At 72.8% G+C, this 24,939-nt stretch carries 18 protein-coding genes; 10 read left to right on the top strand and 8 right to left on the bottom strand.

Annotated elements, in window-relative coordinates; translation table 11 throughout:
* Positions 1-14: 14 nt before the first annotated feature.
* Both DB32_RS24795 and DB32_RS24790 read right to left on the bottom strand, forming a co-directional pair.
* On the bottom strand, positions 15-641 hold the full coding sequence (locus tag DB32_RS24795; protein WP_053235117.1) for a hypothetical protein: 627 nt from the start codon (positions 639-641) through the stop codon (positions 15-17).
* 346 nt (positions 642-987) lie between these two features.
* Positions 988-4,044 carry a sigma 54-interacting transcriptional regulator gene (locus DB32_RS24790; protein ID WP_053235116.1) on the bottom strand — a complete coding sequence of 1,019 codons (3,057 nt, stop codon included), beginning with the start codon at positions 4,042-4,044 and terminating at the stop codon, positions 988-990.
* 78 nt (positions 4,045-4,122) lie between these two features.
* Here DB32_RS24790 and DB32_RS24785 point away from each other — a divergent pair, with 78 nt between their 5' ends.
* The 3 genes from DB32_RS24785 to DB32_RS24775 all read left to right on the top strand — a co-directional run bounded on the left by DB32_RS24785 (position 4,123) and on the right by DB32_RS24775 (position 7,292).
* Positions 4,123-6,210, top strand: a complete 2,088-nt coding sequence (locus tag DB32_RS24785; protein WP_083457730.1) for a serine/threonine-protein kinase — start codon at positions 4,123-4,125, stop codon at positions 6,208-6,210.
* 74 nt (positions 6,211-6,284) lie between these two features.
* Positions 6,285-6,941 (top strand): hypothetical protein, encoded by a 657-nt coding sequence (locus DB32_RS24780; RefSeq protein WP_053235114.1) that lies wholly within the window; start codon positions 6,285-6,287, stop codon positions 6,939-6,941.
* A gap of 18 nt (positions 6,942-6,959) precedes the next feature.
* Positions 6,960-7,292 carry a winged helix-turn-helix transcriptional regulator gene (locus DB32_RS24775; protein ID WP_053235113.1) on the top strand — a complete coding sequence of 111 codons (333 nt, stop codon included), beginning with the start codon at positions 6,960-6,962 and terminating at the stop codon, positions 7,290-7,292.
* Here the strand turns inward: DB32_RS24775 and DB32_RS24770 are convergent, their stop codons facing one another.
* Positions 7,293-8,021 carry an antibiotic biosynthesis monooxygenase gene (locus DB32_RS24770; RefSeq protein WP_075098002.1) on the bottom strand — a complete coding sequence of 243 codons (729 nt, stop codon included), beginning with the start codon at positions 8,019-8,021 and terminating at the stop codon, positions 7,293-7,295.
* Positions 8,022-8,186: 165 nt separating this feature from the next.
* Between DB32_RS24770 and pgl the strand changes: the two genes are divergently transcribed.
* The 6 genes from pgl to DB32_RS49125 are packed head-to-tail and all read left to right on the top strand — an operon-like array spanning position 8,187 to position 15,519.
* Complete coding sequence (pgl, locus tag DB32_RS24765) at positions 8,187-9,071, top strand: 6-phosphogluconolactonase (RefSeq protein ID WP_240481248.1); 885 nt, start codon at positions 8,187-8,189, stop codon at positions 9,069-9,071.
* A complete protein-coding gene (rpiA, locus tag DB32_RS24760) occupies positions 9,068-9,796 on the top strand; it encodes a ribose-5-phosphate isomerase RpiA (RefSeq protein ID WP_075097616.1) in 729 nt (242 codons plus the stop codon). The genes pgl and rpiA overlap by 4 nt, the downstream gene beginning before the upstream one ends.
* Positions 9,793-10,806, top strand: a complete 1,014-nt coding sequence (gene gnd, locus DB32_RS24755; RefSeq protein ID WP_053235111.1) for a phosphogluconate dehydrogenase (NAD(+)-dependent, decarboxylating) — start codon at positions 9,793-9,795, stop codon at positions 10,804-10,806. The genes rpiA and gnd overlap by 4 nt, the downstream gene beginning before the upstream one ends.
* On the top strand, positions 10,803-12,197 hold the full coding sequence (gene zwf, locus DB32_RS24750; protein ID WP_053235110.1) for a glucose-6-phosphate dehydrogenase: 1,395 nt from the start codon (positions 10,803-10,805) through the stop codon (positions 12,195-12,197). The genes gnd and zwf overlap by 4 nt, the downstream gene beginning before the upstream one ends.
* On the top strand, positions 12,194-14,251 hold the full coding sequence (gene tkt, locus DB32_RS24745) for a transketolase (RefSeq protein WP_053235109.1): 2,058 nt from the start codon (positions 12,194-12,196) through the stop codon (positions 14,249-14,251). Before zwf ends, tkt begins: the two co-directional genes overlap by 4 nt.
* Before the next feature lie 14 nt (positions 14,252-14,265).
* Positions 14,266-15,519 (top strand): Cof-type HAD-IIB family hydrolase, encoded by a 1,254-nt coding sequence (locus DB32_RS49125; protein WP_075097615.1) that lies wholly within the window; start codon positions 14,266-14,268, stop codon positions 15,517-15,519.
* 8 nt (positions 15,520-15,527) lie between these two features.
* Here DB32_RS49125 and DB32_RS24735 read toward each other — a convergent pair whose 3' ends face one another.
* Both DB32_RS24735 and mfd read right to left on the bottom strand, forming a co-directional pair.
* Entirely contained in the window at positions 15,528-15,995 is a 468-nt protein-coding gene (locus DB32_RS24735; RefSeq protein ID WP_157069362.1) for a hypothetical protein, read from the bottom strand.
* Between the two features lie 214 nt (positions 15,996-16,209).
* On the bottom strand, positions 16,210-19,926 hold the full coding sequence (gene mfd, locus DB32_RS24730; protein ID WP_053235107.1) for a transcription-repair coupling factor: 3,717 nt from the start codon (positions 19,924-19,926) through the stop codon (positions 16,210-16,212).
* A 196-nt stretch (positions 19,927-20,122) separates the two neighbouring features.
* On the opposite strand from mfd, the gene DB32_RS24725 reads away from it, so the two are divergent.
* A complete protein-coding gene (locus tag DB32_RS24725; RefSeq protein WP_053235106.1) occupies positions 20,123-21,253 on the top strand; it encodes a lipase family protein in 1,131 nt (376 codons plus the stop codon).
* A 64-nt stretch (positions 21,254-21,317) separates the two neighbouring features.
* On the opposite strand, the gene DB32_RS24720 is transcribed toward DB32_RS24725, so the two are convergent.
* From DB32_RS24720 to DB32_RS24705, 3 genes are all read right to left on the bottom strand, one after another.
* On the bottom strand, positions 21,318-21,911 hold the full coding sequence (locus DB32_RS24720; RefSeq protein WP_240481247.1) for a YXWGXW repeat-containing protein: 594 nt from the start codon (positions 21,909-21,911) through the stop codon (positions 21,318-21,320).
* Between the two features lie 84 nt (positions 21,912-21,995).
* Entirely contained in the window at positions 21,996-22,928 is a 933-nt protein-coding gene (locus DB32_RS24710) for an SDR family oxidoreductase (RefSeq protein WP_205627078.1), read from the bottom strand.
* A gap of 64 nt (positions 22,929-22,992) precedes the next feature.
* Complete coding sequence (locus DB32_RS24705; RefSeq protein ID WP_053235102.1) at positions 22,993-24,936, bottom strand: hypothetical protein; 1,944 nt, start codon at positions 24,934-24,936, stop codon at positions 22,993-22,995.
* Positions 24,937-24,939: the final 3 nt, after the last annotated feature.

Genomic DNA, 24,939 nt, shown 5'->3' with positions numbered 1-24,939 from the left:
CCCTGTCGTCTCTCTCAACGAGCGGCGCGGCGCGCGCGGAAGACCGCGACGCCCGCGCCGTGTGGCAGCGGACGCGCCACGGCGACGAGCGCCGTCGGCACGAGCTCACCGGGCGCGCGCAGGTGCACGGCCAGCTGATCGATCGCCTCGCCGCGCGCGGCGCGTTCGTGCGGGAGCGCGTCGCCCGCGAGGCGCTCGCCGGTCGCGAGCGTGAACAGACCGGCGCCGGGCGCGCGCGTGGCGAGCGCGTCGAGGATCGGCGCGCCGCGCGAATTCGCGAGCGTTCGTCCGCCCGGCGTGCGCGTGAGGATCGCGTCGTCGCTGTTCCAGAGCAGCGGCTCGAGCGCGTGATCGATCCGGCGGCTCTCGCGTCGCAGCGACTCGAGGCGCGCGTCGAGCTCGGCCGACACGGCGTCGAGCTCCGCGATCTCGTCCTCGATGCGCGTGCCTCGCACGGGCTGGACGATCACCAGCCGCGCGCGGAGTGGCGGCAGGTCCGGGGTGCCGCCCGCGAGCGCAGCGAGCGTCGTGGCGAGCGCGTGATCGCTCTCCACCTCGCGCTCCAGCGCCCTGACGTCGCGGGTCAGCCGTTCCACCACCTGTACGAGCGTGTCGCGCAGGCGTGCGAGCTCTTCGTTCATGGATCCAGGGGCTCGCGCTGCGGCAGGCGGGCGCGAGGGGAGACGTCGAGCGCCGCGCGCTCGCTGCGGGTCGGAGGACGGAGCGGCGTCGCGCCGAGCGGGGCGCGCGACGCGGGGCGAGCGCGCCTCGTCGGGTGCTCGTGGCGGGTCGTGTGCGCCGCGCGAGCGTCGGGGGACTCGTGAGGAGGACTGCTCATGCGCGCCCCCCTTGAGCAGGTCTCGTGCCGTTCGCCGCAAGGGGGACGGATCGTGGATTCACGGAAAATTTGCACGTACCTCGCACGCGCTCGCGGAATCTCGCGCGCAGGCACGGATTCCCGTGCGCAGGAACGAAGTGTCGCGAGCGCTACGAACGTCGGTAATGCCGCGCTTCGATCCCGAAGGCGCGCATGCGATCGCGAAGTGTGGACGGACGGACGCCGAGCACCTCGGCGGCACCGCCACGGCCCGCGATGCGCCCACCTGCGCGCTCGAGGGCGGCGAGGAGGTTCGCGCGCTCGAGCTCCCGCAGCTCGCTCTCGGTGCGGATCGGTGCCGGCGCGGGCTTCTCGGGCTCGTCGCGCGCTGCGCTGGGGACCACCGCGGGCGGCGTCGCGACGGGCGTGGTGCGCGCGCGCTTGGGCATCGCGAGATCGAGCCGCAGCTCGGAGCCCGAGGAGAGGATCACCGCGCGCTCGATCACGTTCGCGAGCTCGCGGACGTTGCCCGGCCAGTCGTGATCGATCAGCAGGCGCTCGTGGACGCGGGTGAGCTCCAGGGGGCCACGACCGAGGGCCTTCACGGAGCGCCGCAGGTAGTAGCGCGCGAGCGGGAGCACGTCCTCGGCGCGCTCGCGGAGCGGAGGCACCTCGAGCGGGAACACGCCGAGCCGGTAGTAGAGGTCGCGCCGGAAGCGGCCCGCCGCGACGTCGGCCTCGAGGTCGCGGTTCGTCGCGGCGATCACGCGCACGTCGACGCGCCGGGTGCGCGGATCGCCGATGCGCTCGAGCGCGCCGTCCTGCAGGACGCGGAGCAGCTTCGACTGCATCTCGAGGGGAATCTCGCCGACCTCGTCGAGGAAGAGCGTCCCGCGATCGGCGAGCTCGAAGCGCCCGACGCGATCCTCGAGCGCGCCCGCGATCGCGCCGCGCACCTGTCCGAAGAACTCGCGCTCGAACAGCTCGTGCGGGATCGACGCGCAGTCGACCTTCACGAGCGGGCGCTCGGCGCGCGGGCTGCGGGCGTGGATGGCGCGCGCGATGAGCTCCTTGCCCACGCCGGTCTCGCCGCGCACCAGCACGCTCGCGCTGGTCGACGCGACCGCCTCGACGCTGGTCATGACGCGCTGCTGCGCCGCGCTCTGCGCGACGATCGCGTGCACGTCGTGCTCGCCGCGGATCTCCTCGCGGAGGTAGTCGCGCTCGCGCTCGAGCTGCGCCTTCATGCGCTCGAGCTCGTCGAACGCGGCGCGCCGTGCGAGCTCGGCGTCGCGGCGTGCGAGCGCGTGCGCGACGACGTCCTCCATCAGCAGGATGCGCGCGCGGAACGTGCCCTCGAAGGCGCGCTCCTCGCGAGAGAGGAACACGAGCGCGCCGACGACGTCGTCGTGCCGGCGCAGCGCCGCGGCGGCCGCGCCCACGATCCCTTGGCGCTCCCACGTCTCGCGCAGGCGCCCGGGAGGGAGCGCGGCGGTGCGCACGAGGTGGACGCCGCGCGAGAGCGTCGGCGCGAGCGCGCCCTCGAGCTCGCTCCGCGGCTGATCGACGCCGACGTCGAACGCGGCCGGCGCGCCCGCGTGGTGGGTCACGCGGAACGTGCTCGCCGCGCGATCGAAGCGCATGACGAGGGCGCGCACGAGGCCCAGCTCCACGCAGATGCGCGCGAGCGCGCCGCCGAGCTCCTCGTCGATGCGCTCCGCGGGCGCGTCGATCAGCGCGGTCGAGATCGTCGCGAGCAGCGCGTCGATCCGCTGGCGCTCCGCGGCGAGGCGCTCGAGGCGGCGTCGATCGACGGCGCTCGCGAAGATCTCGCCGACGAGCTGTGCGCGCGAGACGACGACGTCGGACCAGGCGATCTCGCGGCGCGTGTCGGTCCCGACGATGCCGATCAGACGATCGCCGACGCGCATCGGCGCGATCAGCAGCGAGCGCACGCCACCCGCGAGCAGGACGTCGCGCTCGGCGGCCGCGCGCTCGGGCAGCTCCTCGACGCGCGGGACCACGAGCGCACGACCGGCGCGGAGCTCGGCGAGGCCCCACGCCGCGTCTTTCGCGAACGACCACACGCGCGTCTTGATCTCGGGCACGCCCGGCTCGGCGTGCTGGTACACCGAGCGCGCGGTCGCGGTCTCCTCGTCGATCTCGTAGACGTACGCGCGATCGACCTCCATCGCCTGGGCGAGCATGCGCAGCGCGGAGCCGATCGCGTCGTCGAGGCGGGCCGCGCTCGCCTCGATCAGGCTCGTCGAGATGCGCGAGAGCAGCTGCTCGAAGCGCAGCCGATCGTGCGCGGTGCGCTCGAGCTCGCGGCGATCGAGCGCGGTCGCGATCAGCTCTGCGACGGTGCGCAGGCGAGCGCGCAGCAGCGGCGTCCAGTCGCGCGCCCGCTCGCGCCACGAGAACACGACGATGCCGAGCGTGCGCGGACCGACGCGCAGCGGCTCGATCGCCGTCGAGCCGGGCCCGTCGAGGTGCAGGAGCAGCCGCTCCGCCTCGGCGTGCTCGGGCAGGCCCTCGAAGTTGCTGGAGAGCACCGGCTGGCCCGCGAAGAGCTTCTCCGACGCCCACGGGAACGCGGCGACCGGCATCGGCACCTCGAGCCCGGGCAGGGCCTCGAGGTCGGCGCGATGCCACTCGTGCGTGCGCCGGATCGTCGCGCTCTGCGCGTCGAGGAGCATCACCAGCGCGCGATCGGCGTCGAACGTCGTCGCGACGGCTTCGAGCGACTGCTCGAGCGTGCGGTCGAGGCGCTCGGGCGAGACCTCCGCGAGCTCCGCCGAGAGGCGCGCGACGAGATCGTCGAAGCGGAGGCGCCCGAGCAGTGACGCGTCGCCCGAGCCGCTGCGATCGACGCAGACCACCGTGACGCCGCGGGAGCCGTCCCGCAGGCGCATCGGGAAGAAGCTCGCGAGCACCTGCGCGCGCTCGGTCGGCAGCGCGACGTCGAGCCGCGGCTCGCCACGCTCGAGCACGCCCTTCAGCAGCGGGACGAGCACGGGCGCGAGCGACGGCATCACGTCCTCGACGGTGCGCCCGACGTGCGCCTCGATCGGCGCGCCGTCGAGCGCGGCGACCAGCGCGTTGACCCGCACGAAGCGGAGATCCGCGTCGAGCAAGGCGAGGCCGACCGAGGGGCTCGTGAAGAGCGCCTCGAGCATCGCGTCCGACTCGGACGAGAGCGATCGGGGCTCGCGTCGCGTGGGCAATCCGGTCGTTGTGTTACGCGGGGACCGCATCGCGACGCAAGCGCCTCGGACGGGCGGGATCGCGGTACGCTCGCCCCGATGGCAGTCGGGATCCCGCTCGGCCCCTACCGGCTCGTACGCCGGCTGGCCGCCGGCGGCATGGCGGAGATCTTCCTCGCGAGGCAGGAGGGCAAGGACGGGTTCGCGCGCGACCTCGTCGTGAAGCGCATCCTGCCGCACCTCGCGGCCGATCCCGAGTTCACGCGCATGTTCCGCGACGAGGCGCGCCTCGCGGCGCTGCTCTCGCACCCGAACGTCGTGCACGTGTACGACTTCGGCAGCGAGCCCGACGTCGAGGGCGAGGTGCTCTGGCTCGCGATGGAGCTGGTGCGCGGCGTCGATCTGCGCGCGCTGATCGTGCGCGCGGTGGAGCAGGGCAGGGCGTTCGGGCGCAGCGGCGGTCTGCCGCCGCACCACGCGGCCAAGATCGTGTCCTTCGTGTGCGAGGCGCTCGCCCACGCGCACGCACTGCGGGTCGACGGGCGCCCCGCCGGCGTGGTGCATCGCGACGTGACTCCGTCGAACGTGCTGGTGTCGTTCGACGGCGCGGTGAAGCTCGCGGACTTCGGCATCGCGAAGGCGCGCACCGGCGGCAAGTCGCGCGAGGCGACCGAGCACGGCGTGGTGAAGGGCAAGCTCGCGTACCTCTCGCCCGAGCAGGCGCGCGGCGACACGCTCGACGCGCGCAGCGATCTCTTCAACGTCGGGATCCTGCTCTTCGAGTCGGTGCTCGGTGAGCCGCTCTTCCCGCACGACGACTTCCGCGCTGCGAAGACGATGAGCGCGAAGGGCACGATCCCGGCGCTCGAGCGGGTCGACCGCATGCCGAGCGCGCTCGCGACCGTGGTCCGGCGCGCGCTCGCGCCGCGGCCCGCGGATCGGTACGCCGACGCGCTCGCGCTGCGCGCCGATCTCGAGGCGTACCTGCGCAGCGGCGTCGAGCCGACGGGCACGGTCGAGCTCGGTCGATACGTGCGGCACCTCTTCCCCGACGCGCTGGAGGAGGACGCGCGCGCGCCGCGCGCGGCGGGCACGGTCGCCGCGAAGTCCTCGGAGCGCCCGCCGCCGGGCACGCAGCCGATCGTGTCGGGCAGCGAGCCTCCGCGCGCGACGCGGCGGATCCTCGACGTGCCGACGGGAGACGAGCTCGACGCGACGGTGGTCGCGCGCGCTCCTGCCGCGGTGCCGCTCGCGCCACCGACGCCGCCGCGCGGCACGCCTCCTTCGTTCGCGCGCGCCCCCGACGTCGAGCCACAGCGGTCGTCGCGCACGCGCATCGCGCTCGTCGCCGGCGCGCTCGTCGTGACGCTCGCGGCCCTCGCCGGCGGCGCGATGGTGCTCGGCGCGCCCGAGGCGCCGCCCGATCCGCCGACGACCGCGCCGAGCGCGCCGCCGCCGTTGCCTCCCGCCGCGGCGGCGACGCCGCGCGCGCCTGCGGAGCTGCGCGTCTCGAGCGTGCCCGCGGGACATCCGCTCTTCGTCGACGCGCGGCCGCTCGGCCCGACGCCCGCGATCGTCGCGCTCGAGCCGGGCGCGCACCGCATCGAGATCCGCGACGCGAGCGGCGGGCTCGTCGCGAGCGAGCAGATCACGGTCGAGCCCGGCGAGATCCGAGAGCTGACGATGCAGCTGCCCGCAGCCGCGGCGACCGCGAGCCTGCGCGTGGACTCGACGCCGCCGGGCGCGTCGGTGCGCATCGACGGCACGCGCATCGGGACGACGCCGCTGATCGCCGAGGTGCTGCCGGCGCGCCATCGCGTGGTGCTCGAGCACGACGGGTACCTGCCCGCGGAGAACGAGGTCGAGCTCGCGCGCGCCGGAGAGCACGCGACGCTCAGCTTCGCGCTGACGCCTGCGCGTCGCGAGGAGCCGCGCCGCGATCCGCCGCGTCGGGGCGGCGGTGCGGCCAGCGCGCGCGCGACCGCGAGCGGTGCGCTGACCATCGCGACGACGCCGTGGTCCGAGGTGTACCTCGGTGGTCGTCACCTCGGGACCACGCCGCTCGCGAACGTCGCGCTGCCGGCGGGCACGCACGTGATCACGCTGCGCGCGCCGGGCCGCTCGCCGCAGCGCACGACGGTGACGATCCGAGCGAACGAGACCACGCGCGTGCGCCTCGAGCTCTGATCCGAGCGCGCGGACGGCGTCGCTCCGCCGGCTCGCCGGGGTAGAGCGACGCGACGCACGGCGTACCGATCGACGTGGAGCGTCTCGTCGTCGCCGAGCCGCGCACCGTGCTCGGCGCGATCGAGCAGGGCGCGTGGACGGGCGCGCTCGTCGCGCCGATCGTGAGCGCGCCCGCGGCGCTGCTCTATCTCGCGCGCTTCCACGCCACCGAGCCGCTGCCGTGGCTCGCGCTGATCCCGCAGTTCGCGACGTTCGTCGCGCTGACGGGCGCGTCGTACGCCGCGACGATCGCGGGCGGCGTGGCGCTGGCGCGACGCGCGCTCTCGCGGATCGTGCTCGGTGCGCTCGGTGGTGCGCTCGGCGGCGTCGCGCCGGGCGCGTTCGCGGCGTGGCACTTCGGGCGCATGGACGCGCCGTGGTTCGGCGGGCACGGCATCGCGATCGCCGCGGCGCTCGCGGCCGTGGTGATGGGCACCGCGCTGGTGCGCGTGGTGGTGCCGGCGCTCTCGCCGCTGCGGGCGTGGCTCTTCGCGCTCGCGCCGCTCCCGATCTTCGCGCCCATCATCGGCGTCGCGATCTCGCTCGGCGCGCGCGAGCTCGACTACGACGCGCTCCGGCTGCTGGTGCTCCAGCTCGGCGTGCTCGGGTGCGGCGCGGTGACCGGTGCGCTCGTGGGCGCGCTGCTGGGTGCGTGGATCGGCACCAGCGCCGCGCTGGCGTCGCGCGCGTGACCCGCGGATGCTCGCGCGATGGCGCACGATCTCCAGCGGCGGTTCGGATGCCCGGTCGAGCTCTCGATGGAGGTGCTCGGGGGCAAGTGGAAGACGGTGCTCCTCGCGCGCCTCAAGGACGGCCCGCTGCGCTACGCCGAGCTGCGCGCGCTCGTGCCCGGGTTGAGCGACAAGGTGCTCACCCAGCGGCTGCGCGACATGGAGGAGCTCGGCCTCGTCGAGGTCACGCGCCGGGCGGGCACGTCGACGTATCGCACGACCGCGCGCGCGGAGCGCCTCCGCCCCGCGCTCGACGCGCTCTACGCGTGCGGTGTCGCGCTCGCGCCCGAGGTGGGCGCGAGCGTCGAGTGATCACCGGTCGTCCCAGCCCCACGTGGGCACGCCGGCCTGCGCGTTCGGGACGCGCTCGGGCGCGGAGTTCTCCTGCGCGACCCGCGCGCCCCACGCGACGTAGCGGACGATCGCCTCCCGCGCGCGCACGTCCGCCACGACGTGCGCGGCCGCGTCCGCCGCGACGCGCACGAAGCGCTCGCGCTGCGCGTCGTCGATGCGCAGCCCCGCGTGGCGCCGGAGGATCGGCGCGATGTCGCCGAGGGTCTCGCTGTAGAGCTTCGGTCCGCCGAACACCTCGACGAGCCACATCGCGAGGTGCGGCACGTGGCTCTCCGCCGCGCGCGCGAAGTGCGGCCCGAGCAGCGCGTCCGCCTTCATGCGCGCGTGCATCTCGTGCGCGAGCCGGAAGAACGTCGCCACGCCGCCGGCTGCGTCGAAGATCGTGGATCGCGAGCCGACGCCGGTCGGCGCGTAGTGCTCCATCTCCTCGATGTCGGCGATGAACGGCCGCACGTGCGCGACGAATTCCGCGAACGCCGCGCTCTTGCGGAAGCCCTCGAGGTGGCCCTCGGGGCTGTCCCACTCGAGCCGCACGACGTAGCGGGCAGGGTCCTTCGCGCAGCGTGTGAGCTCGTACGCGAGACAATGCGGTGATGCGCGGAGCAGCGCAGACGCCTCGCGCCAGGCCTGCTCGAGGAGCGCGCCACGCTCGGGCGCGACGCGATAACGAACGTACTCGACGATCATCGCGCGCACGGTACGCGCGCTGCGCGTGCTCCGCCACGCACCGAGCGGTGCGTGCGAGCCGGGGCGTGTCCGCTCGTGCCCCATGCGCACGGCGTCGGCGCGACGTCGTGCACCCCGTCCGCGCAGCGGCGGGACCGAGCGCGGCGAATCGCCGTGGCACGCACGATGCCGCGTCGGGTCGCCGAGGTGCACGTGACCGGCTCGCCCCGACGGACGCCCGACGAGCTGCGTGGGATCGCACGTCGACTCCCGCTCGAGATGCACGTCCCGCGCGCGCCGGAGCGGCTCGTCTACGGTGCCGCGCGCGAGGTCGAGATCCACCCCGATCGCGACGCGCTCGTGCACGCCGCGGCGGAGCACGTCGTGGCGCTCGCGCGCGCCGCGGTGGCCGCGCGCGGTGTGTTCACGATCGCGCTCGCAGGCGGCGCGACCCCGCGGCCCGTGTACGAGCGCCTCGCGCAGCCCTCGTTCGTCGGGCGCATCGACTGGTCGCGCGCGCGCATCTTCTTCGGCGACGAGCGCTGCGTGCCGCCCGATCATCCGGAGTCGAACTATCGGATGGCGCGCGAAGCGCTGCTCGATCGCGTGCCGATCCCTGCGGCGAACGTGCACCGCATCGCGGGCGAGGACGAGCCCGAGCACGCAGCGCGCGCGTACGAGCGCACGCTGCGCGCGTGCTTCGGCGACGTCGAGGGGCCGCCTGCGCGCAGCTTCGATCTCGTGCTGCTCGGGATGGGCGACGACGGGCACACCGCCTCGCTCTTCCCCGGCGCGCCGGCGATGAACGAAGCGCGTCGCTGGGTCGTGCCGAGCGAGATCGCGCGCCCGCACCCGATGTGGCGCATCACGCTCACGCCGGTCGTGATCGACGCGGCCGCTGCGGTCACGTTCCTCGTCGACGGCGCGAGCAAGGCAGAGCGGCTCGCACACGTGCTCGAGGGGCGCGATGGCGCCGAGCGCCTTCCCGCCGCGCGCATCGCTCCCACCCACGGCGCGCTCCGCTGGATGATCGACGCCGAGGCGGCGTCGCAGCTGCGAGGACGGTCGTGACGTCGCGCGCGCCTTCGGACGAGCACGCGCGCTGGAAGCGCGACGCCGCGGAGCACGCGGCCGAGTGGGTGCGCTCGGGCATGGTGGTCGGGCTCGGCGCGGGCTCGACGGCGGACTTCGCGCTGCGATCGATCGCGTCGCGCCTCGCGAGCGGCGCGCTCTTCGACGTGCTCGGCGTTCCGTGCTCGCGCGCGGTGGGCGACGCCGCCGCGCGGCTCGGCGTGCCGCTCACGACGCTGGAGGCGCATCCCGTCGTCGATCTCACGATCGACGGCGCCGACGAGGTCGACCCGACGTTCGCGCTGCTGAAGGGCGCAGGCGGCGCGCTGCTGCACGAGAAGATCGTCGCGCAGGCGAGCCGCCGCGAGGTGATCGTCGTCGACGCGTCGAAGCCGTCGCCGTGCATCGGGACGCGCTGCGCGCTCCCCGTCGAGGTCGTGCCGTTCGGTTGGCGCGCGGAGGCGCTCTACCTCGAGTCGCTCGGCGCGCGCGTGCGCGTCCGATCGGGGGCCTCCGGCGCGCCGTTCCGCACCGACGAGGACAACCTGATCCTCGACTGCGAGCTCGGACCGATCCGCGCCGCGCACGAGCTCTCGCGCCGGCTCGCCGAGCGCGCCGGCATCGTGGAGCACGGGCTGTTCCTCGATCTCGCGACGGACCTCGTCATCGCCGGCGCGGACGGAGTTCGCCATCTCACGCGCGCTGACGAAGGAGCACGGACATGAGGATCGGCATCGTGGGACTGGGTCGGATGGGCGCGAACATGGCCGCCAGGCTCCTCGACGCGGGCCACGAGATCGTCGCGTGGAACCGCTCGCCCGCGCCGGTCGAAGCGCTCGCGAAGCAGGGCGCGATCGGCGCGAGGACCATCGAGGATCTCGTCGCGAAGCTCCACCCGCCGCGCGCGATCTGGCTGATGCTGCCCGCCGGCGTCGTCGACGAGATGATCGCGACGCTGCGCCGTCTCCTCGCGCGCGACGACGTGATCGTCGACGGCGGGAACTCGCACTACCGCGAGGATCTCCGTCGCGCGAGCGCGCTCGCCGAAGACGGCATCCACTTCGTCGACGTCGGCACCTCGGGCGGCGTGTGGGGCCGACACCGCGGCTACTGCCAGATGATCGGCGGCGAGCGCGAGATCGTGCAGCGCCTCGATCCGATCTTCGCCGCGCTCGCGCCGCCGATCGACGCGGCAGCGCGCACGCCGGGTCGCGCGGGAACGCCGTCGCCCGCGGAGCACGGCTACCTGCACTGCGGGCCCCACGGCGCCGGGCACTTCGTGAAGATGGTGCACAACGGCATCGAGTACGGGCTCATGGGCGCGTACGCCGAGGGCATGAACATCCTGCGCCACGCGAACGTGGGCAACGCGCCGCGCAGCGTGGACGCGGAGACGACGCCGCTCGAGAGCCCCGAGCTCTATCGCTACGACTTCGATCTCCCCGCGATCGCCGAGGTCTGGCGTCGAGGCAGCGTCGTCGCGTCGTGGCTGCTCGATCTCGTCGCGTCGGCGCTCGTGCGCGACCCGGATCTGGCCGACTTCCACGGCCGCGTGTCGGACTCGGGAGAAGGACGCTGGACGCTCAAAGCCGCGATCGACGAGAGCGTGCCCGCGCCGATCCTGTCGACGGCGCTCGGCGAGCGCTTCGCATCGCGCGGAGAGGCCGAGTTCGCGAACCGGCTGCTGTCCGCGATGCGCTTCGAGTTCGGCGGGCACCAGGAGAAGCAGCCGTGAGCGCGCCGCTGCGCTCCGACGCGTTGGTCGTGTTCGGCGCGACGGGCGACCTCGCGTACAAGAAGATCTTCCCGGCGCTCCAGGCGATGGTGCGTCACGGCACGCTCGACGTGCCCGTCATCGCCGTCGGACGCGCCGAGCGCTCGATCGACGACCTGCGTGCGCGCGTGCGCGAGAGCCTCGAGAAGTCCGGCGGGCTCGATCGCGCTGCGTTCGAGAAGCTCGGCGCGCTGCTGCGTTATGCGCCGGTCGACTTCACCGATCCCCAAGGATTCGGCGGGCTCCAGCGTGCGCTCGCGGGCATCGAGCGGCCGCTGCTCTATCTCGCGATCCCGCCGAGCGTCTTCGCGACGGCCGTCGCGGGCCTTCATCGCGCGGGCTGCACCGAGGGCGCGCGCGTCGCGCTCGAGAAGCCGTTCGGTCGCGACCTCGCGTCGGCCCGTGCGCTCGACGTGATCCTCCACGAGGTGTTCGACGAGTCGTCGATCTTCCGCATCGACCACTACCTCGGGAAGGAGCCGGTGCAGAACCTGCTCTACTTCCGCTTCGCGAACACGCTCCTCGAGCCGCTGTGGAACCGCGACTTCGTCAGCAGCGTGCACGTCACGATGGCGGAGCGCTTCGGCGTCGAGGGGCGCGGCGGCTTCTACGAGGAGGCGGGCGCGATCCGCGACGTCGTCCAGAACCACTTGCTGCAGGTCGTCGCGATCCTCGCGATGGACGGGCCCGTCGGCCAGGACGTCGAAGCGATCCGCGACGAGAAGGCGCGCGTGCTCAAGGCGATCGCGCCGATCGATCCCGCGCAGGCCGTGCGCGGACAGTACCGCGGCTATCGCGAGGAGCGCGGCGTCGCGCCGGGCTCGACGGTCGAGACGTTCGCCGCGGTGACGCTGCGCGTCGACACGTGGCGCTGGGCCGACGTGCCGTTCTTCGTGCTCACCGGCAAGCACCTGCCGGCCACGCTCACCGAGGTGCTCGTCGAGCTGAAGCGACCGCCGCGCGACATCTTCGGCGAGCACGTCCGCTGCGCCGACTACTTCCGCTTCCGGCTCGCGCCGGAGGTCGTGATCGCGCTCGGCATGCGCGTGAAGCGCCCGGGGATCACGTCGGGCGAGACGATGGTCGGGCGCGCGCGCGAGCTGCTCGCGTCGGAAGATCCCGCCACCGAGACGCTGCCTTACGAGCGCCTCCTCGGCGACGCGATGCGCGGCGATCCGAGCCTCTTCGCGCGGCAGGACGCGATCGAGGCGCAGTGGCGCGTGGTCGAGCCGGTGCTCGGCGACGTCGTGCCGCTCCGCATCTACGAGCCGGGCACGTGGGGACCGCCCGAGGCGCAGCAGCTCGCGCCGTCGGGCTGCATCGACCCGAACACGCTCTCGAGGATGCCGTGACGAACGAGCGCGAGCTCGATCGGCGCGCGATCGACACGATCCGCTTCCTCGCGGTCGACGCCGTGCAGAAGGCGGGCTCGGGGCACCCGGGGATGCCGCTCGACGCCGCGCCGATGGCGTACGTGCTGTGGTCTCGCTTCCTGAAGCACGATCCCGCGGACCCGCGCTGGATCGATCGCGACCGCTTCGTGCTCTCCGCCGGGCACGGCTCCGCGCTGCTCTACGCGCTCCTGCACCTCACCGGCTACGAGGAGATGACGCTCGAGCAGCTCGAGCGCTTTCGTCAGTGGGGCAGCCTCACGCCGGGGCATCCCGAGTCGCACCTGACGGGTTGCGTCGAAGCGTCGACCGGCCCGCTCGGACAAGGCATCGGCAACGCGCTCGGGATGGCGATCGCGGAGGCGCACCTCGCGGCGCGATACAACCGCCCCGGCCACACGATCTTCGATCACCGCACGTACGTCATCGCGAGCGACGGCGACATGATGGAGGGCGTGCAGGCCGAGGCTGCGTCGCTCGCCGGACACCTCGCGCTCGGCAAGCTGATCGTCCTCTACGACTCGAACCGCGTGACGCTCTCGGGCACGACGTCGATCACGTTCACCGAGGACGTCGCGGCCCGCTACCAGGCGTACGGCTGGCACGTGCAGACGGTCGACGACGGCAACGACGTCGACGCGCTGTCGCGCGCGATCCGCGCCGCGCGCGACGCGACGAGCCAGCCCTCGCTGATCTGCGTGCGCACCGTGCTCGGCTTCGGCGCGCCGAACAAGGCAGGCAGCTTCGAGGCGCACGGCAACCCGCTCGGACCCGACGAGGTGAAGCGGACGAAGGAGCACCTCGGATGGCCCGAGGAGCCGCCCTTCTTCGTGCCGCGCGAGGTGCTCGTTCATCTCCGCGCCGCGCTCGAGCGCGGGAAGACGGCGCGCGAGGGATGGAGCCGGCGCTTCGCCGACTATCGCGAGGCGTTCCCCGAGCTCGCTGCCGAGATCGAGCGACGCTTCCGCGGCGCGCTCCCGGCGGGCTGGGACGAGGGCCTGCCGCAGCTGCCGGCGGACGCGAAGGGCATGGCGACGCGCAAGGCCTCGGAGACGATCCTGCAGTCGCTCGCGCATCGGGTGCCCGAGCTCGTCGGAGGCTCTGGCGATCTCGATCCGTCCACGTTCACCTGGCTGAAGCAGGACGGGGACTTCGAGCCGCCGCAGCGCTTCGACGCGAGCGCGCAGGGGACGGTCGGAGGCGGCTGGAGCTACGCCGGGCGCAACATCCACTTCGGCGTGCGCGAGCACGCGATGGGCGCCGCGGTGAACGGGCTCGCCTATCACGGCGGCGTCATCCCGTTCGGCGCGACGTTCCTCGTGTTCTCGGACTACATGCGCGCGTCGATCCGCCTCTCCGCGATCGCGCGGCTCCACACGATCTGGGTGTTCACCCACGACAGCATCGCGGTCGGCGAGGACGGCCCGACGCACCAGCCCGTCGAGCAGCTGCTCGCGCTGCGCGCGATCCCGGGCCTCGTCGTGCTGCGTCCCGCGGACGCGAACGAGACGCGCTGCGCGTGGCAGGTCGCGCTCGCGCGCACCGAGGGACCGACCGCGCTCGCGCTCACGCGACAGCACGTGCCGACGCTCGATCGCACCGTGTACGCGCCCGCCGAAGGTCTGCGACGCGGCGCGTACGTGCTGAACCCGGAGCTCGCCGATCCGCAGATGATCCTGATCGGCACGGGCTCCGAGGTATCGCTCGTCGTCGCGGCCGAGCGCGTGCTGCGCGAGCGCGGCGTGCGCGCGCGTCTCGTCTCGATGCCTTCGTGGGAGCTGTTCGCCGCCGAGAGCGCTGCGTATCGCGAGAGCGTGCTGCCCGCGTCGGTGCGCGCGCGTCTGGCCGTCGAGGCAGGGCGCGCGATCGGATGGGAGCGCTGGGTCGGATCGTCGGGCGACGTGCTCTCGGTCGATCGTTTCGGCGCGTCGGCGAAGGGCGACGTCGTGATGACGCAGTACGGGCTCACCGCCGATCACGTCGTCGCGCGCGCGCTCGCGGTGCTCGCGCGCTGAGGTCGGGGACACGCATGGCCGGCGACATCGCGCTCGTGCTCGCCGACGTCGACGGAACGCTCGTGACGTCGTCGAAGGAGCTCACGTCGCGCACGCTGGACGCCGCGCGCCGGCTGCGCGAGCGCGGCATCGAGCTCGCGATCACGAGCGGCCGCCCGCCGCGTGGCCTGGCGATGCTCGTCGAGCCGCTCGGGCTCGTCGCGCCGATCGCCGGGTTCAACGGCGGGCTGATCGTCGAGCCGGATCTGCGCACGGTGATCGAGCAGCGCACGATCCCGCTCGCGGTCTCGGTCGAGGTCGTCGAGCTGCTCCTCCGCGCCGGCCTCGACGTCTGGATCTATCGCGGCGACGAGTGGTTCGTGCGTGACCGCTCCGCGCCGCACGTCGCGCACGAAGAGGCGACGGTGCGGTTCGCGCCGACGGTGATCGCGGATCCGGGCGCGGTGCTCGAGGGCGCGGTGAAGATCGTCGGCGTCGGCGACGATCACGCGCACCTCGCGCGCTGCGAGGCGGCGCTGCGCGAGCACGTCGCGGGGCACGCGTCGGCCGCGCGCTCGCAGCCGTACTACCTCGACGTCACGCATCCCGACGCCAACAAGGGCATGGTCGCGCGCGACCTCGCGCGCCGGCTCCACGTCCCGCTCTCGCGCATGGCGGCGATCGGCGACATGCCGACCGACGTGCTCATGTTCGCCGTGACCGGCACGAGCATCGCGATGGGCAACGCGACGCCCGAGGTGCAGCGATGCGCGCACTTCGTCACGAGCTCGAACGACGACGAAGGCTTCGCGCGCGCGATCGAGCGCTACGTGGTGCCGAGCACGGTCGAGCTCGGCGTGCCGTCGTCGGTGCGCGCGCTGGTCTTCGATCTCGACGGAGCGATCGCGACGTACGAAGGCTCGGTGCGCTACCTCCGCGCGGCGCGCGAAGCGCGCCTCGCGACCGCGCTCGTCTCGTCGAGCGAGCGCTGCCGCGAGGTCCTGGCGTCGGCAGGCATCGAGGAGCTCTTCGACGTGTGCATCGACGCAGCGGAGCAGCGCCTCTCGAGCAAGCCCGCCCCGGACGCGTTGCTCGCGGCGGCGCGTGCGCTCGCGGTCGATCCGTCACGCACCGCGGTGTTCGAGGACGGGCTCGCCGGCGTCGAAGCGGCGCGCGCCGGGCACTTCGGCTACGTGGTCGCCGTCGATCGCGCCGGTCGGGCGGCGGCGCTGCGGAGCCACGGCGCGGACGTGGTGATCGAGGATCTCTCGGCGCTGCTCGACGCGTGAAGCGCGGCTCAGTCGAGGGTCATGCGCACGCGGACCATCACCTGACTCACGACGGTCTCGGGATCGATGTGCGTGAACCGGATCTCGTGCTGACTGAGGAAGTTGCTGAGGAACGGCTGTCCGGGAACGCCGTCGAGCCCGACGTGGAGATCGCCGAGCGCGATGCCGTCGCCGAGGGTGCGCCCGAGATCGTCGAGCCCGGACGGCGCTGGGGCGGCGAGATCGAGCTCGAGGTGGAGCGAGCCTGCGTCGATCGACACCTCGCGCGCGCGCTCGAGCACGCTGCTCGGAAGGAGCAGCGCCGGCACGGGGAGCACGCCGCCGATGGCGAGGAGGAGAAGCAGACCCGACATCTCGCCCGCGCGCCTATCAGTTTCCGTGCCGACGCGCCACACGCGCGAACCTGCACGAAAATTCCTCCAGGCCGCGTCGATCCGACCGAGTTGCGCCGACATCGGTGTCGGGATCTCCGACATCGTGTGAACCAGGTTTCTCGATCGACTGGCAACTCGCCCGGCCACCCGGGCGAACGGATCACGCTCCGTTCCGGCAGTCCGCTACCCGAACGGCGAGGTCGGTGGCGCCGGGCCGGGGCCGCGCTCGTAGGCGGGGATCGGCTGACGGCCGAGCACGCGCAGGTGGCCCCCGAACACGACCGCAGCTGGCGAGACCTCCGCGTGCGGCGCGGCCCTACGAGGCCTTCTTCATCTCCTCGACATCCCGAAGCACCTGCTCCACGCGATCGAGCGCATCGCCCGCGAGCTCCACGCCGAACCGCTTCGTCAGCTTCATGTCCGGCGACAGCCGCCACGGCGACCGCGGCAGCCCGACCTTCGCCATCACCTTCGCGGGATCGAGCGGCGTGTCCTCCCTCAAGTGCAGCGTCACGCGCTCGCGGTTCGCCTCGCACCCGAGCACGCGCAGCGCGCGCAGCACCGTGCGCAGCCCCATCGCGCGCACGAACGTCAGCGCCGCGGGCGGCGGCGGACCGAAGCGATCCTCCATCTCGCTCGCCAGCTCCGACACCTCGCTCTCGCTCTCCGCGTTCGCGAAGCGCTTGTAGAACGAGAGCCGCAGCCCGACGTCGCTCACGTAGTCGTCCGGCAGGTAGAGCGGCTCGTCGAGCGTGATCTCGGTGTCGACCTCGTGGACGATCGGCTCGCCGCGCAGCTGCGCCACCGCGTCCTCGAGCATGTGCAGGAAGAGGTCGAACCCGACCGCCGCGAGGTTGCCGCTCTGCTCCGCGCCGAGCACGTCGCCCGCGCCGCGCAGCTCCATGTCGAGCGACGCGACCTGGAAGCCCGATCCGAGCTCGCTGAAGCGCTCGAGCGCCTCGATGCGCGCGCGCGCCTCGTCGGTCATCGCGTTCGGCGGCGGCGTCACGAGGTAGCAGTACGCGCGCTCGCGCGACCGACCGACGCGCCCTCGCAGCTGATAGAGCTGCGCGAGCCCGAACGTGTCGGCGCGATCGATCAGGATCGTGTTCGCGCGGGGGATGTCGAGGCCGCTCTCGATGATCGCCGTCGCGCACAGGATGTCGAAGCGACCCGCGACGAAGTCGGTCATCGTCTGCTCGAGCGCGGCCTCGCCCATCTGTCCGTGCGCCACCGCGAAGCGCGCGTCGGGCACGAGCTGCTGCAGCTTCTGCGCGCGCTCGTAGAGACCCTCGATGCGGTTGTAGACGAAGAAGCACTGACCGCCGCGCGCGAGCTCGCGCTGGATCGCTTCTTTCAGCAGGTGATCGTCCCAGCGCGTCACGAACGTGCGCACCGCGCGTCGATCCGCGGGCGGCGTCGTGATCAGCGACAGATCCCGGAGGCCACCCACCGCGAGCTGCAGCGTGCGGGGGATCGGGGTCGCGGTCAGCGTCAGCACGTCGACCTCGGTGCGCAGCTTCTTGATGCGCTCCTTGTGCGTCACGCCGAAGCGCTGCTCCTCGTCGACGACGAGCAGCCCGAGATCCTTGAAGTGGATGTCCTTGCTGAGGAGGCGATGGGTGCCGACGACGATGTCGACCTTCCCCTCCTTGATGTCCGCGAGGATCTTCGCCTGATCCTTGCTGTCCACGAAGCGCGAGAGCACCTCGATGCGCACCGGGTACTGCCGCATGCGCGCCGCGAACGTCTGGTAGTGCTGCTGCGCGAGCACGGTCGTCGGGCAGAGCACCGCGACCTGTCGTCCCGTGAGCGCCACGCGGAACGCCGCGCGGATCGCGACCTCGGTCTTCCCGAACCCGACGTCGCCGCAGACGATGCGATCCATCGGATGGCCGCGCTCGAGATCCGAGAGCACGTCCTCGATCGCCTTCATCTGATCGGCGGTCTCGTCGAACGGGAACGTCGCCTCGAACTCCGCATACGTCCGGTCCGCGGGCGCGAGCGCGTTGCGCTTCGTCGCCGCGCGCTGCGCGTAGAGACGGAGCAGCTCGTCCGCCATCTCCTGGACGTGCTTCTTGACCTTCGCCTTGGTCTTCGCGAACGTCTGTCCGCCCAGCCGATCCATCTTCGGCGTGGCGCCTTCGCCGCCCGCGAACTTCTGGATCTGGTGCAGGCGCGTGACCGGCAGGAAGAGCCGATCGCCGCCCGCGTACTCGACGACGAGCACCTCGACGCTCGTCGCGGACACGCCGCGCAGCTCCTCGCCCTTCGTCAGCCCGAGCGTCTTCTTCTCGAGCCCGAGGTACTTGCCGACGCCGTGATCGACGTGGACGACGTAGTCGCCCGGCTGCAGCTGCCGCAGGTCCTCGACGAACGCGTCGCTGCTGCGCCGCTTCTTCTTGCCCGCGACCTCGCGACGGCGATGCGCGCGCGTGCCGAAGATCTCTTCTTCGGTGACCAGCGCGAGCGCCTCGGTCGCGACCACGAACCCGCCACCGACGCCGCCGATCACGATCTCCGTCGCGCGCGGCGTCTTGCCTTCGAGCATCGACGGCGCGAACGGCGCGGGCTTTCCCGCGATCGGGATCTCGTAGCCGCGCAGCAGCGACGCGAGGCGGTCCGCTTGGGTGCGCGTCCGCGCGGCCATCAGCACGCGCATGCCCGCGTCGAGCCACGCGCGAGTGCGGGTCGCGAGCGGACGCAGCGCGTCGTCGCGTCCTTGTCCCTGACGTCGCTGCGAGAGCTCGGTGGTGAGCGGCGTCTGATCCTCGGCGCCGAGATCGAGCACCTCGTCCGCGCTCTTCACGCTCTCGAGCGCGGCGAGCGGTGACTCGCCTTCCTCCGGCGCGCCGAGCGCCGCCACGCGATGCACGATCGCGACGCGCGTGCTCGTGATGCACGACGCGAGCTCGGCCTCGCCGGCGTAGAGCGCGTCCATCGGGAAGGCGGGCGCGCGCGACGCGACCTTCGCCGATCGATCCGCGTCCGCGGCCTCCATCTCCTCGCGCATCGCGCGCGTCACCGCGCTCGGATCGACGACCACGCTCGACGTGCCCGCGGGCAGATAGTCGAAGAGCGTGTCGAGCTTCTCGTAGAACGCGGGCAGGAAGCCCTCGATCCCGAGGAACGTGCGGCCGCTCTCGAGGTCGTCGATCAGCTGGCGCGTGTTGCGCGTCGGCATGTCGATCGCGTCGCAGAGGTCGCGCACCCGGGTGCGCGCGAGCGCCATCTCCTCGGGCCCCATCAGCTCCTGCCGCGCGGGGTGCACGAAGATGCGATCGATCGTCCCGACGGTGCGCTGATCCTCGGGCTCGAAGAGCTTGATCGACGTGACGAGCCAGTCGTCGAGCTCGATGCGCGCGGGGTGCCGCGAGTGCGGCGGGAACACGTCGATGATCGATCCGCGGACCGCGAACGTGCCGGGATCCTCGACCACCGGGACGCGCAGGTAGCCGCCCTCGGTCATCACGCGGATCAGCCGCTCGCGATCGAGCTCGTCCTCCGCGCGGACCACCATCGAGCGCTCGACGAGGCTGGCCTTCGGCGGCACCCGCCGCGCGAGCGCCGCGATCGGCGCGACGACGAATTCGAAGGGCAGCCCCTGCGCGAGGTGGAACAGCGCAGCGAGCCGCTCCATCGCCGCGCGTCGATCGGGCGCGACGTCGGCGAACGGCGTCACGTCGCCGCCCGGATAGACGAGCACGCGCGCGCCGCCGCGATCGCTCACGCCCTCGCCGTCGGTCGCGTCTCCGTCGGTCTCGCTCTCGCTGCCGAGGAAGAACGTCAGGTCCGCGGCGGTGCGTCGCGCCGCGTCCACGTCGGCGACGATCACGAGGAAGGGCGCCTTCGCGCGCTTCGCGGCGCGCGCGAGCAACATCGCGGCAGCCGACGGCGGGAGCCCCGCGAGGTCGGTGCGCGCGCGCGTGAGGACCGCGTCGACGGCCTGCGGCACCCGCGCGTTCGCGCGAGAGAGGCCTGACAACACGGCGAGGCCCGGCGTGGGCTCGAGCTCCTCGGGGTCCTGTTCCACGCGCGCGGATATGAGGGACGCCTCCGCCCACCGCAATCGGCTCCGGAGCGCTCGCGTGAGGTCGCGTGATCATTGCGAGCAGGTGTCGGCCCGGGAACTTCGCGCGACGTGCCCACGTTCGCGGGGCGCGACGCGCGATGCCGGTCGCCATGCTGCGCGCGCTCGACGCCATCGAGTCGAGCGATGGGGGAAAGACATGCTGAACGGCAGTGGCAGCTTGGTGTTCCAGCGATCGATCATCGACGATCCCGAGTACCGACGGATCCACGGCGACAGCGCGCGCGATCGCGCGCAGGTGCTCGACCGGCGCATCCCGGTGCTGCGCTTCGCGCAGACCGCGGACGGATGGGCGTACAGCCCGGCCGCGGCGTACGTCGCCGCGACCGCGTCGGCGTGGGCGTACTCCGATCCCGAGACACTGCGCGCGCAGATGGAAGACCTGCTCGAGGTGCCGATCACCGGCGCGGTGTTCCCCGCGACGAACGCGCCGATGTACCTCGACACCAACGCGTTCTTCCTGCGCACGACCGAGCAGGATCCGAGCAAGCGCCTCGGCATCCTCGTCTATCGCGGCACCGAGCTCACGAGCGTCGGAGACGTGCTCGCCGACGCGTTCGTCGAGACGGTGCCGTTCCCCGCGCGCAACTTCCGCGTCGGCAACGTGCACGGCGGCTTCTACTTCGGCATGGAGGCCGTGTGGAAGCGCGTCTACAGCATGCTCGTGCACGAGCGCGTCGGTGAGCTGATCATCGCGGGTCACAGCCTCGGTGCCGCGATGGCGGTGCTCACCGCCGCGCAGATCGTGAAGGAGGCCGAGCAGGATCGCGACCGCCGCTTCCGCGACGTGCGCGCGTCGCTGCGCGGCGTGTACACGTTCGGACAGCCGGCGGTCGGCGACGCGGGGTTCGCGCGCTGGATGGACGAGAAGAGGCTCGGCCAGATCGTGTTCCGCCACGCGTACGGCGCGGACGTCGTGCCGTACCTGCCGACGTCGGACGTCGCGGGCAACTTCGAGCACTTCGTGTCGGGCGTGTGGACCGCGCCGCGCCACGAGTCGGCGCTGTGGATCGGGCCGAACCACACGTCGACGTTCCCGGTCGCGCGCTGGTTCGCGGCGGCGCTCGCGACGGCGGGCGTCGACTTCGTGCGGCGGCGACTGCCGTTCAAGCTCGCGGCGTCGCGCTGGCTCGCCGATCGGCTCCTGCGCTTCTCGTTCGACGATCACTCGCCGGCGAACTACCTGCGCGTCTCGAAGGACAGCTTCCTCACCGACCTCGAGGCGCCGCCGCCGGCCCCTCCGCCGCCGCCGTCGCCGACGGCGTCGTGAAACGCGAGAGGGGCCTCGGACGTGTCCGAGGCCCCTCGACGACGCGATCACGCCGCGCCGAGCGTCAGCGCGCGACGGCCTGCCAGTGGCCCTCGTAGAAGACCCACTGACCGTTCTGCACCTCCCAGCGCGCGTCGACCCACACGTAGCCCACGCGCGGCTGGTCCCAGTGGCCGTCGACCCACACGTACTGCGCGCCGTTCCACTGCCAGTAGCCCTCGACCCACACCGCCTCGGTGCGCGGCGGGGGCGGGCGCACGACGACGCGCGGGCGCGGCGGCGCCTGGCGCACGACGATGCGGGGCGCGCGCGGCGGCGTCACCACGATCGACGCGCGCGGCGGCGTCGGGGGCGCCACCACGATCGACGCGCGCGGCGGCGTCGGCGCGGTCACCACCACACCGGCGCGCGGCGGCGTCGGCGCCACGACGACGACGCGCCCGTCACGGCGATCGCGTCGATCATCGCGGCGGTCACGACGATCCTCTCGCGCCTCGCGTCGATCCTCACGACGCTCTCGACGGTCCTCGCGCCGCTCGCGACGATCCTCTCGCCGCTCGCGCCCCCCACGCTGTGCGCTCGCCGCATCGGGCATCGCAAGGAGCAACGTCGCTCCGAGGAGCGCCACGATGACGGCGCGCAGCTTCGACATGGTCATGCTCGAACCTCCTGCGTGCATTGGACGGGCTGCGACGCGCATCGTTCAAGCCCGAATGTGAAGATTCGCCTCGATCATGTGCGCTCATCTCGGGAGCGCGGCGACGATCTCCTCGGTGCGCGCCCACAGCTTCTTCGCGATCTCGGGGTCGCGCGCGTCGGCTCGCGGCTTCGCGACGTTGCAGTGCGAGAAGTACTCGCCCGACACGCCCGCGACCCCCGGATGCGCCGCGAGATGACACTGCGTCGCCGCGCCCTCGCCGACGCTCTTCAGCGCGATCGGTCCCGCCAGCGCGAGCGCGACCGTCGCGGAGATCGGGTTGATGTGCCGCGCCAGGTTCGTGCGGATGATGCCCGGATGCAGCGCGTTCGCGGTGCGCTTCGATCCCGACGCCGCGAAGCGCTGCGCGAGCTCCTTCGCGAACAGGATGTTCGCGATCTTGCTCTGCCCGTACGCGACCCACGGCGAGTAGCTCTTCTCGGCGCCGAGGTCGTCGAAGCGGATCGTCTCCTTCGGCGCGCTGCGGTGCGCTTCCGACGACACGATCACCACGCGCCCGTCGTCCGCGAGCACGTCGAGCAAGCCGGTCACGAGCATGAAGTGCCCGACGTGGTTCGTGAACAGCTGCAGCTCGATGCCGTGCGCGGTCTCGCGCTTCGGCAGCGCCATGATCCCCGCGTTCGCGATGATCACGTCGAGCTCGCGGCCGCTCGCCTTCACCGCGTCGACGCAGGCGCGCACCGAGCGCGGATCGGAGAGCTCGCACGCGAGCCCCGACGTGTCGCCCTGCACGCTCTTGCCCGCGTCGCGCGCCTTGTCCGCGGTGCGCGCGGTGCCGATCACGTGCGCGCCGCGCTTCGCGAGCACGCGCGTCGTCTCGAGCCCGAGCCCGGAGTTGCAGCCGGTGACGAGGATGGTCTTGCCCGCGAGCGAGACGCCCTCGGTCACGTCCTCCGCGCTCGAGCCGTAGCCGAACCCGCTCGGGCCCTTGCCCGCGAACATTCCGTAGAGCGACATGCGGCGAGCATGGTTCCGCATCCGACGCGCCCGTGTGAAGAGGCGTCGCCGGCCGCAGCGACGATCACTCCGGGTCGCAGGGACCGTCGCAGGTGTGCGTCACCACGCCGTCGGCTCGCAGGAACGCATCGACCTGCTCCTGCACCCGCGGGTTGCGACGGATCGACTCGTGGATCGCGTTCGCCTCGTCGGGGATCTGCGCGGTCGGCACGATCTCGATCCCGAGCTCGTCGAGGTAGTCGAGCTCGACGAGCGCCGAGGGCACCGGTGCGGTCGCCGTCTGGAGCAGCGGCGGCGTGAACGGGGAGGGCGTGAGCAGCGGGATGCCGAGCTCGCGGGCGTGCAGCTCCGCGGCGAGGTGGGTCACCGCCTCGTCGCCGGGCCCGGTGTGCAGCAGCACCTGCTTCTCGGGCGCGCCCTCGAGCGGCTCGCGCGACACGAAGCGCGCGTAGTTCACCGGGTCGATGCGATCGAGCCAGTGCTGGAGAAGGAGCGCGACCTGCTGCGTCTCGAGCGGCCCCTCGATGTTCAGCTCGAGCAGCGCGCGCAGCGCCGCGAACGCGCGGCTGCGGAACATGATCAGCGAGAAATTCGCGCCGCCGACACCCAGCACCGAGCGCCGCACGTGCGGGCTGATCGCGGTGTAGACGCCGCCCAGGATGTGCCCCTGCGAGTTGCCCCAGAAGAACACGTCGCTCGGATCGACGAGCGAGCTCCCGCCCTCCGTCGCCGCGAGCTCGGGCAGCGCCGCGATCACCTCGGCCGCGCCCGCGAGCACGATGAAGTTCACCATGCCCTGGTGCGTGCGCTCGATGAACGCGAGCAGCTCGCGAGCGCGCCCGGCCGCGAGATCGCCCGCGACCTCGTTGCGGTCCTCGAACATCATCCCCCACCAGTCGGCCGCCATCGCGACGAACCCGTGCTCGTTCGCGAAGTCGTCGACGTACCCGCCGGTCATCTCGCCGCGCGATCCGAAGAAGCCGTGCCCGTACTGCAGCAGGCGCGCGGGCGTGCCCGCGTCCGCGACGCTCTGCGGCACGAGGATCGTCGCCGCGAACGTCACGGTGCCCTCGGTGCGCACCCGACCTTCGTCGTCGCGCAGCAGGTAGCCTTCGCCCGCCGTCGCGCTGGTCACGATCCGCGGCGCGTCGACCTCGATCTCGATCTGGCGCGCCGTCGAGCCGCGCAGGTTCTCCGCGAGCGCGTCGCCCTCGATCACCCGGAGCACGCGCACCGCGGGCGGCGCCGCCGCGAGCGCGTCGATCGCGATCGCGCGCGCCGCGAGCATGTCGCCCGTGAGCCGCTCTTCGCTCGCGGTCGTGAAGTCCCACGCGAGCTGCAGCGTGTCGCGCGCGAAGCCGGCGTCCTCGAGCACCGGGAAGATCGCGTCCTCGTAGCGCGCGAGCTCGCCCTCGTTCTCGTCACCGTCGCGCAGCCGGCGGAAGCCCTCGGGCGCCGGCGCGGGCGCGCCGTCCTCGTCGACGAGATCGCGCAGCCCGACGACGTAGCGCGTCTCCGCCGCGAGCCGCACCAGCGGCCGCAGGATCAGCACGCGGCGCAGCGGATCGGCGCTCGACGCGTCGAGCTCCGCGAAGTGCGGGACGAGCTCGCCGCTCGCCGCGTCGACGATCACGGTCGGGCCCTCACCGCGCTGCGTCGCGGTCACGTCCTCGTCCCAGCGCACCAGCGGCTCCGCGTCGAGCGCGACCGGGAAGTACGCGAGGATCGGCGTCGCCGGGCTGAACCCGTCGATCGCGCGATCGGCGAACGCGTCGAGCGGCTCGGCGCCGAACGGGACGCGCGCCGCGAGCGGGAGATCGACGCGGTGCCCGCTCGGCAGCGACGGATCGTCGACGAGGAAACGATCGCTCGGGAAGGGCAGCATGCAGTCCCAGTCCGCCGCGAGCGGGTTGCATCCCTCGGGCACGACGTAGGGGTCGGGATCGTTCGCGCAGCTGCAGAGAGCGACGAGGAGCGCACAGCGGACGACGTGAGCGGCGTACTGCATTTC

It is taken from the genome of Sandaracinus amylolyticus (assembly GCF_000737325.1).
Classification (GTDB): domain Bacteria; phylum Myxococcota_A; class Polyangia; order Polyangiales; family Sandaracinaceae; genus Sandaracinus; species Sandaracinus amylolyticus.
The sequence above is the reverse complement of the archived record's forward strand: the minus strand, read 5'-3'. Positions and strand labels throughout refer to the sequence as shown.

What these genes read in the sequence shown, in the direction of transcription:
- DB32_RS24720 (WP_240481247.1), bottom strand. Translation starts at nt 21,911, where the DNA reads ATGACCATGTCGAAGCTGCGCGCCGTCATCGTGGCGCTCCTCGGAGCG.
- pgl (WP_240481248.1), top strand. Translation starts at nt 8,187, where the DNA reads ATGCCGCGTCGGGTCGCCGAGGTGCACGTGACCGGCTCGCCCCGACGG.
- gnd (WP_053235111.1), top strand. Translation starts at nt 9,793, where the DNA reads ATGAGGATCGGCATCGTGGGACTGGGTCGGATGGGCGCGAACATGGCC.
- DB32_RS24735 (WP_157069362.1), bottom strand. Translation starts at nt 15,995, where the DNA reads ATGTCGGAGATCCCGACACCGATGTCGGCGCAACTCGGTCGGATCGAC.
- DB32_RS24725 (WP_053235106.1), top strand. Translation starts at nt 20,123, where the DNA reads ATGCTGAACGGCAGTGGCAGCTTGGTGTTCCAGCGATCGATCATCGAC.
- DB32_RS24775 (WP_053235113.1), top strand. Translation starts at nt 6,960, where the DNA reads ATGGCGCACGATCTCCAGCGGCGGTTCGGATGCCCGGTCGAGCTCTCG.
- DB32_RS24795 (WP_053235117.1), bottom strand. Translation starts at nt 641, where the DNA reads ATGAACGAAGAGCTCGCACGCCTGCGCGACACGCTCGTACAGGTGGTG.
- DB32_RS24710 (WP_205627078.1), bottom strand. Translation starts at nt 22,928, where the DNA reads ATGTCGCTCTACGGAATGTTCGCGGGCAAGGGCCCGAGCGGGTTCGGC.
- DB32_RS49125 (WP_075097615.1), top strand. Translation starts at nt 14,266, where the DNA reads ATGGCCGGCGACATCGCGCTCGTGCTCGCCGACGTCGACGGAACGCTC.
- DB32_RS24785 (WP_083457730.1), top strand. Translation starts at nt 4,123, where the DNA reads ATGGCAGTCGGGATCCCGCTCGGCCCCTACCGGCTCGTACGCCGGCTG.
- DB32_RS24705 (WP_053235102.1), bottom strand. Translation starts at nt 24,936, where the DNA reads ATGCAGTACGCCGCTCACGTCGTCCGCTGTGCGCTCCTCGTCGCTCTC.
- DB32_RS24770 (WP_075098002.1), bottom strand. Translation starts at nt 8,021, where the DNA reads ATGATCGTCGAGTACGTTCGTTATCGCGTCGCGCCCGAGCGTGGCGCG.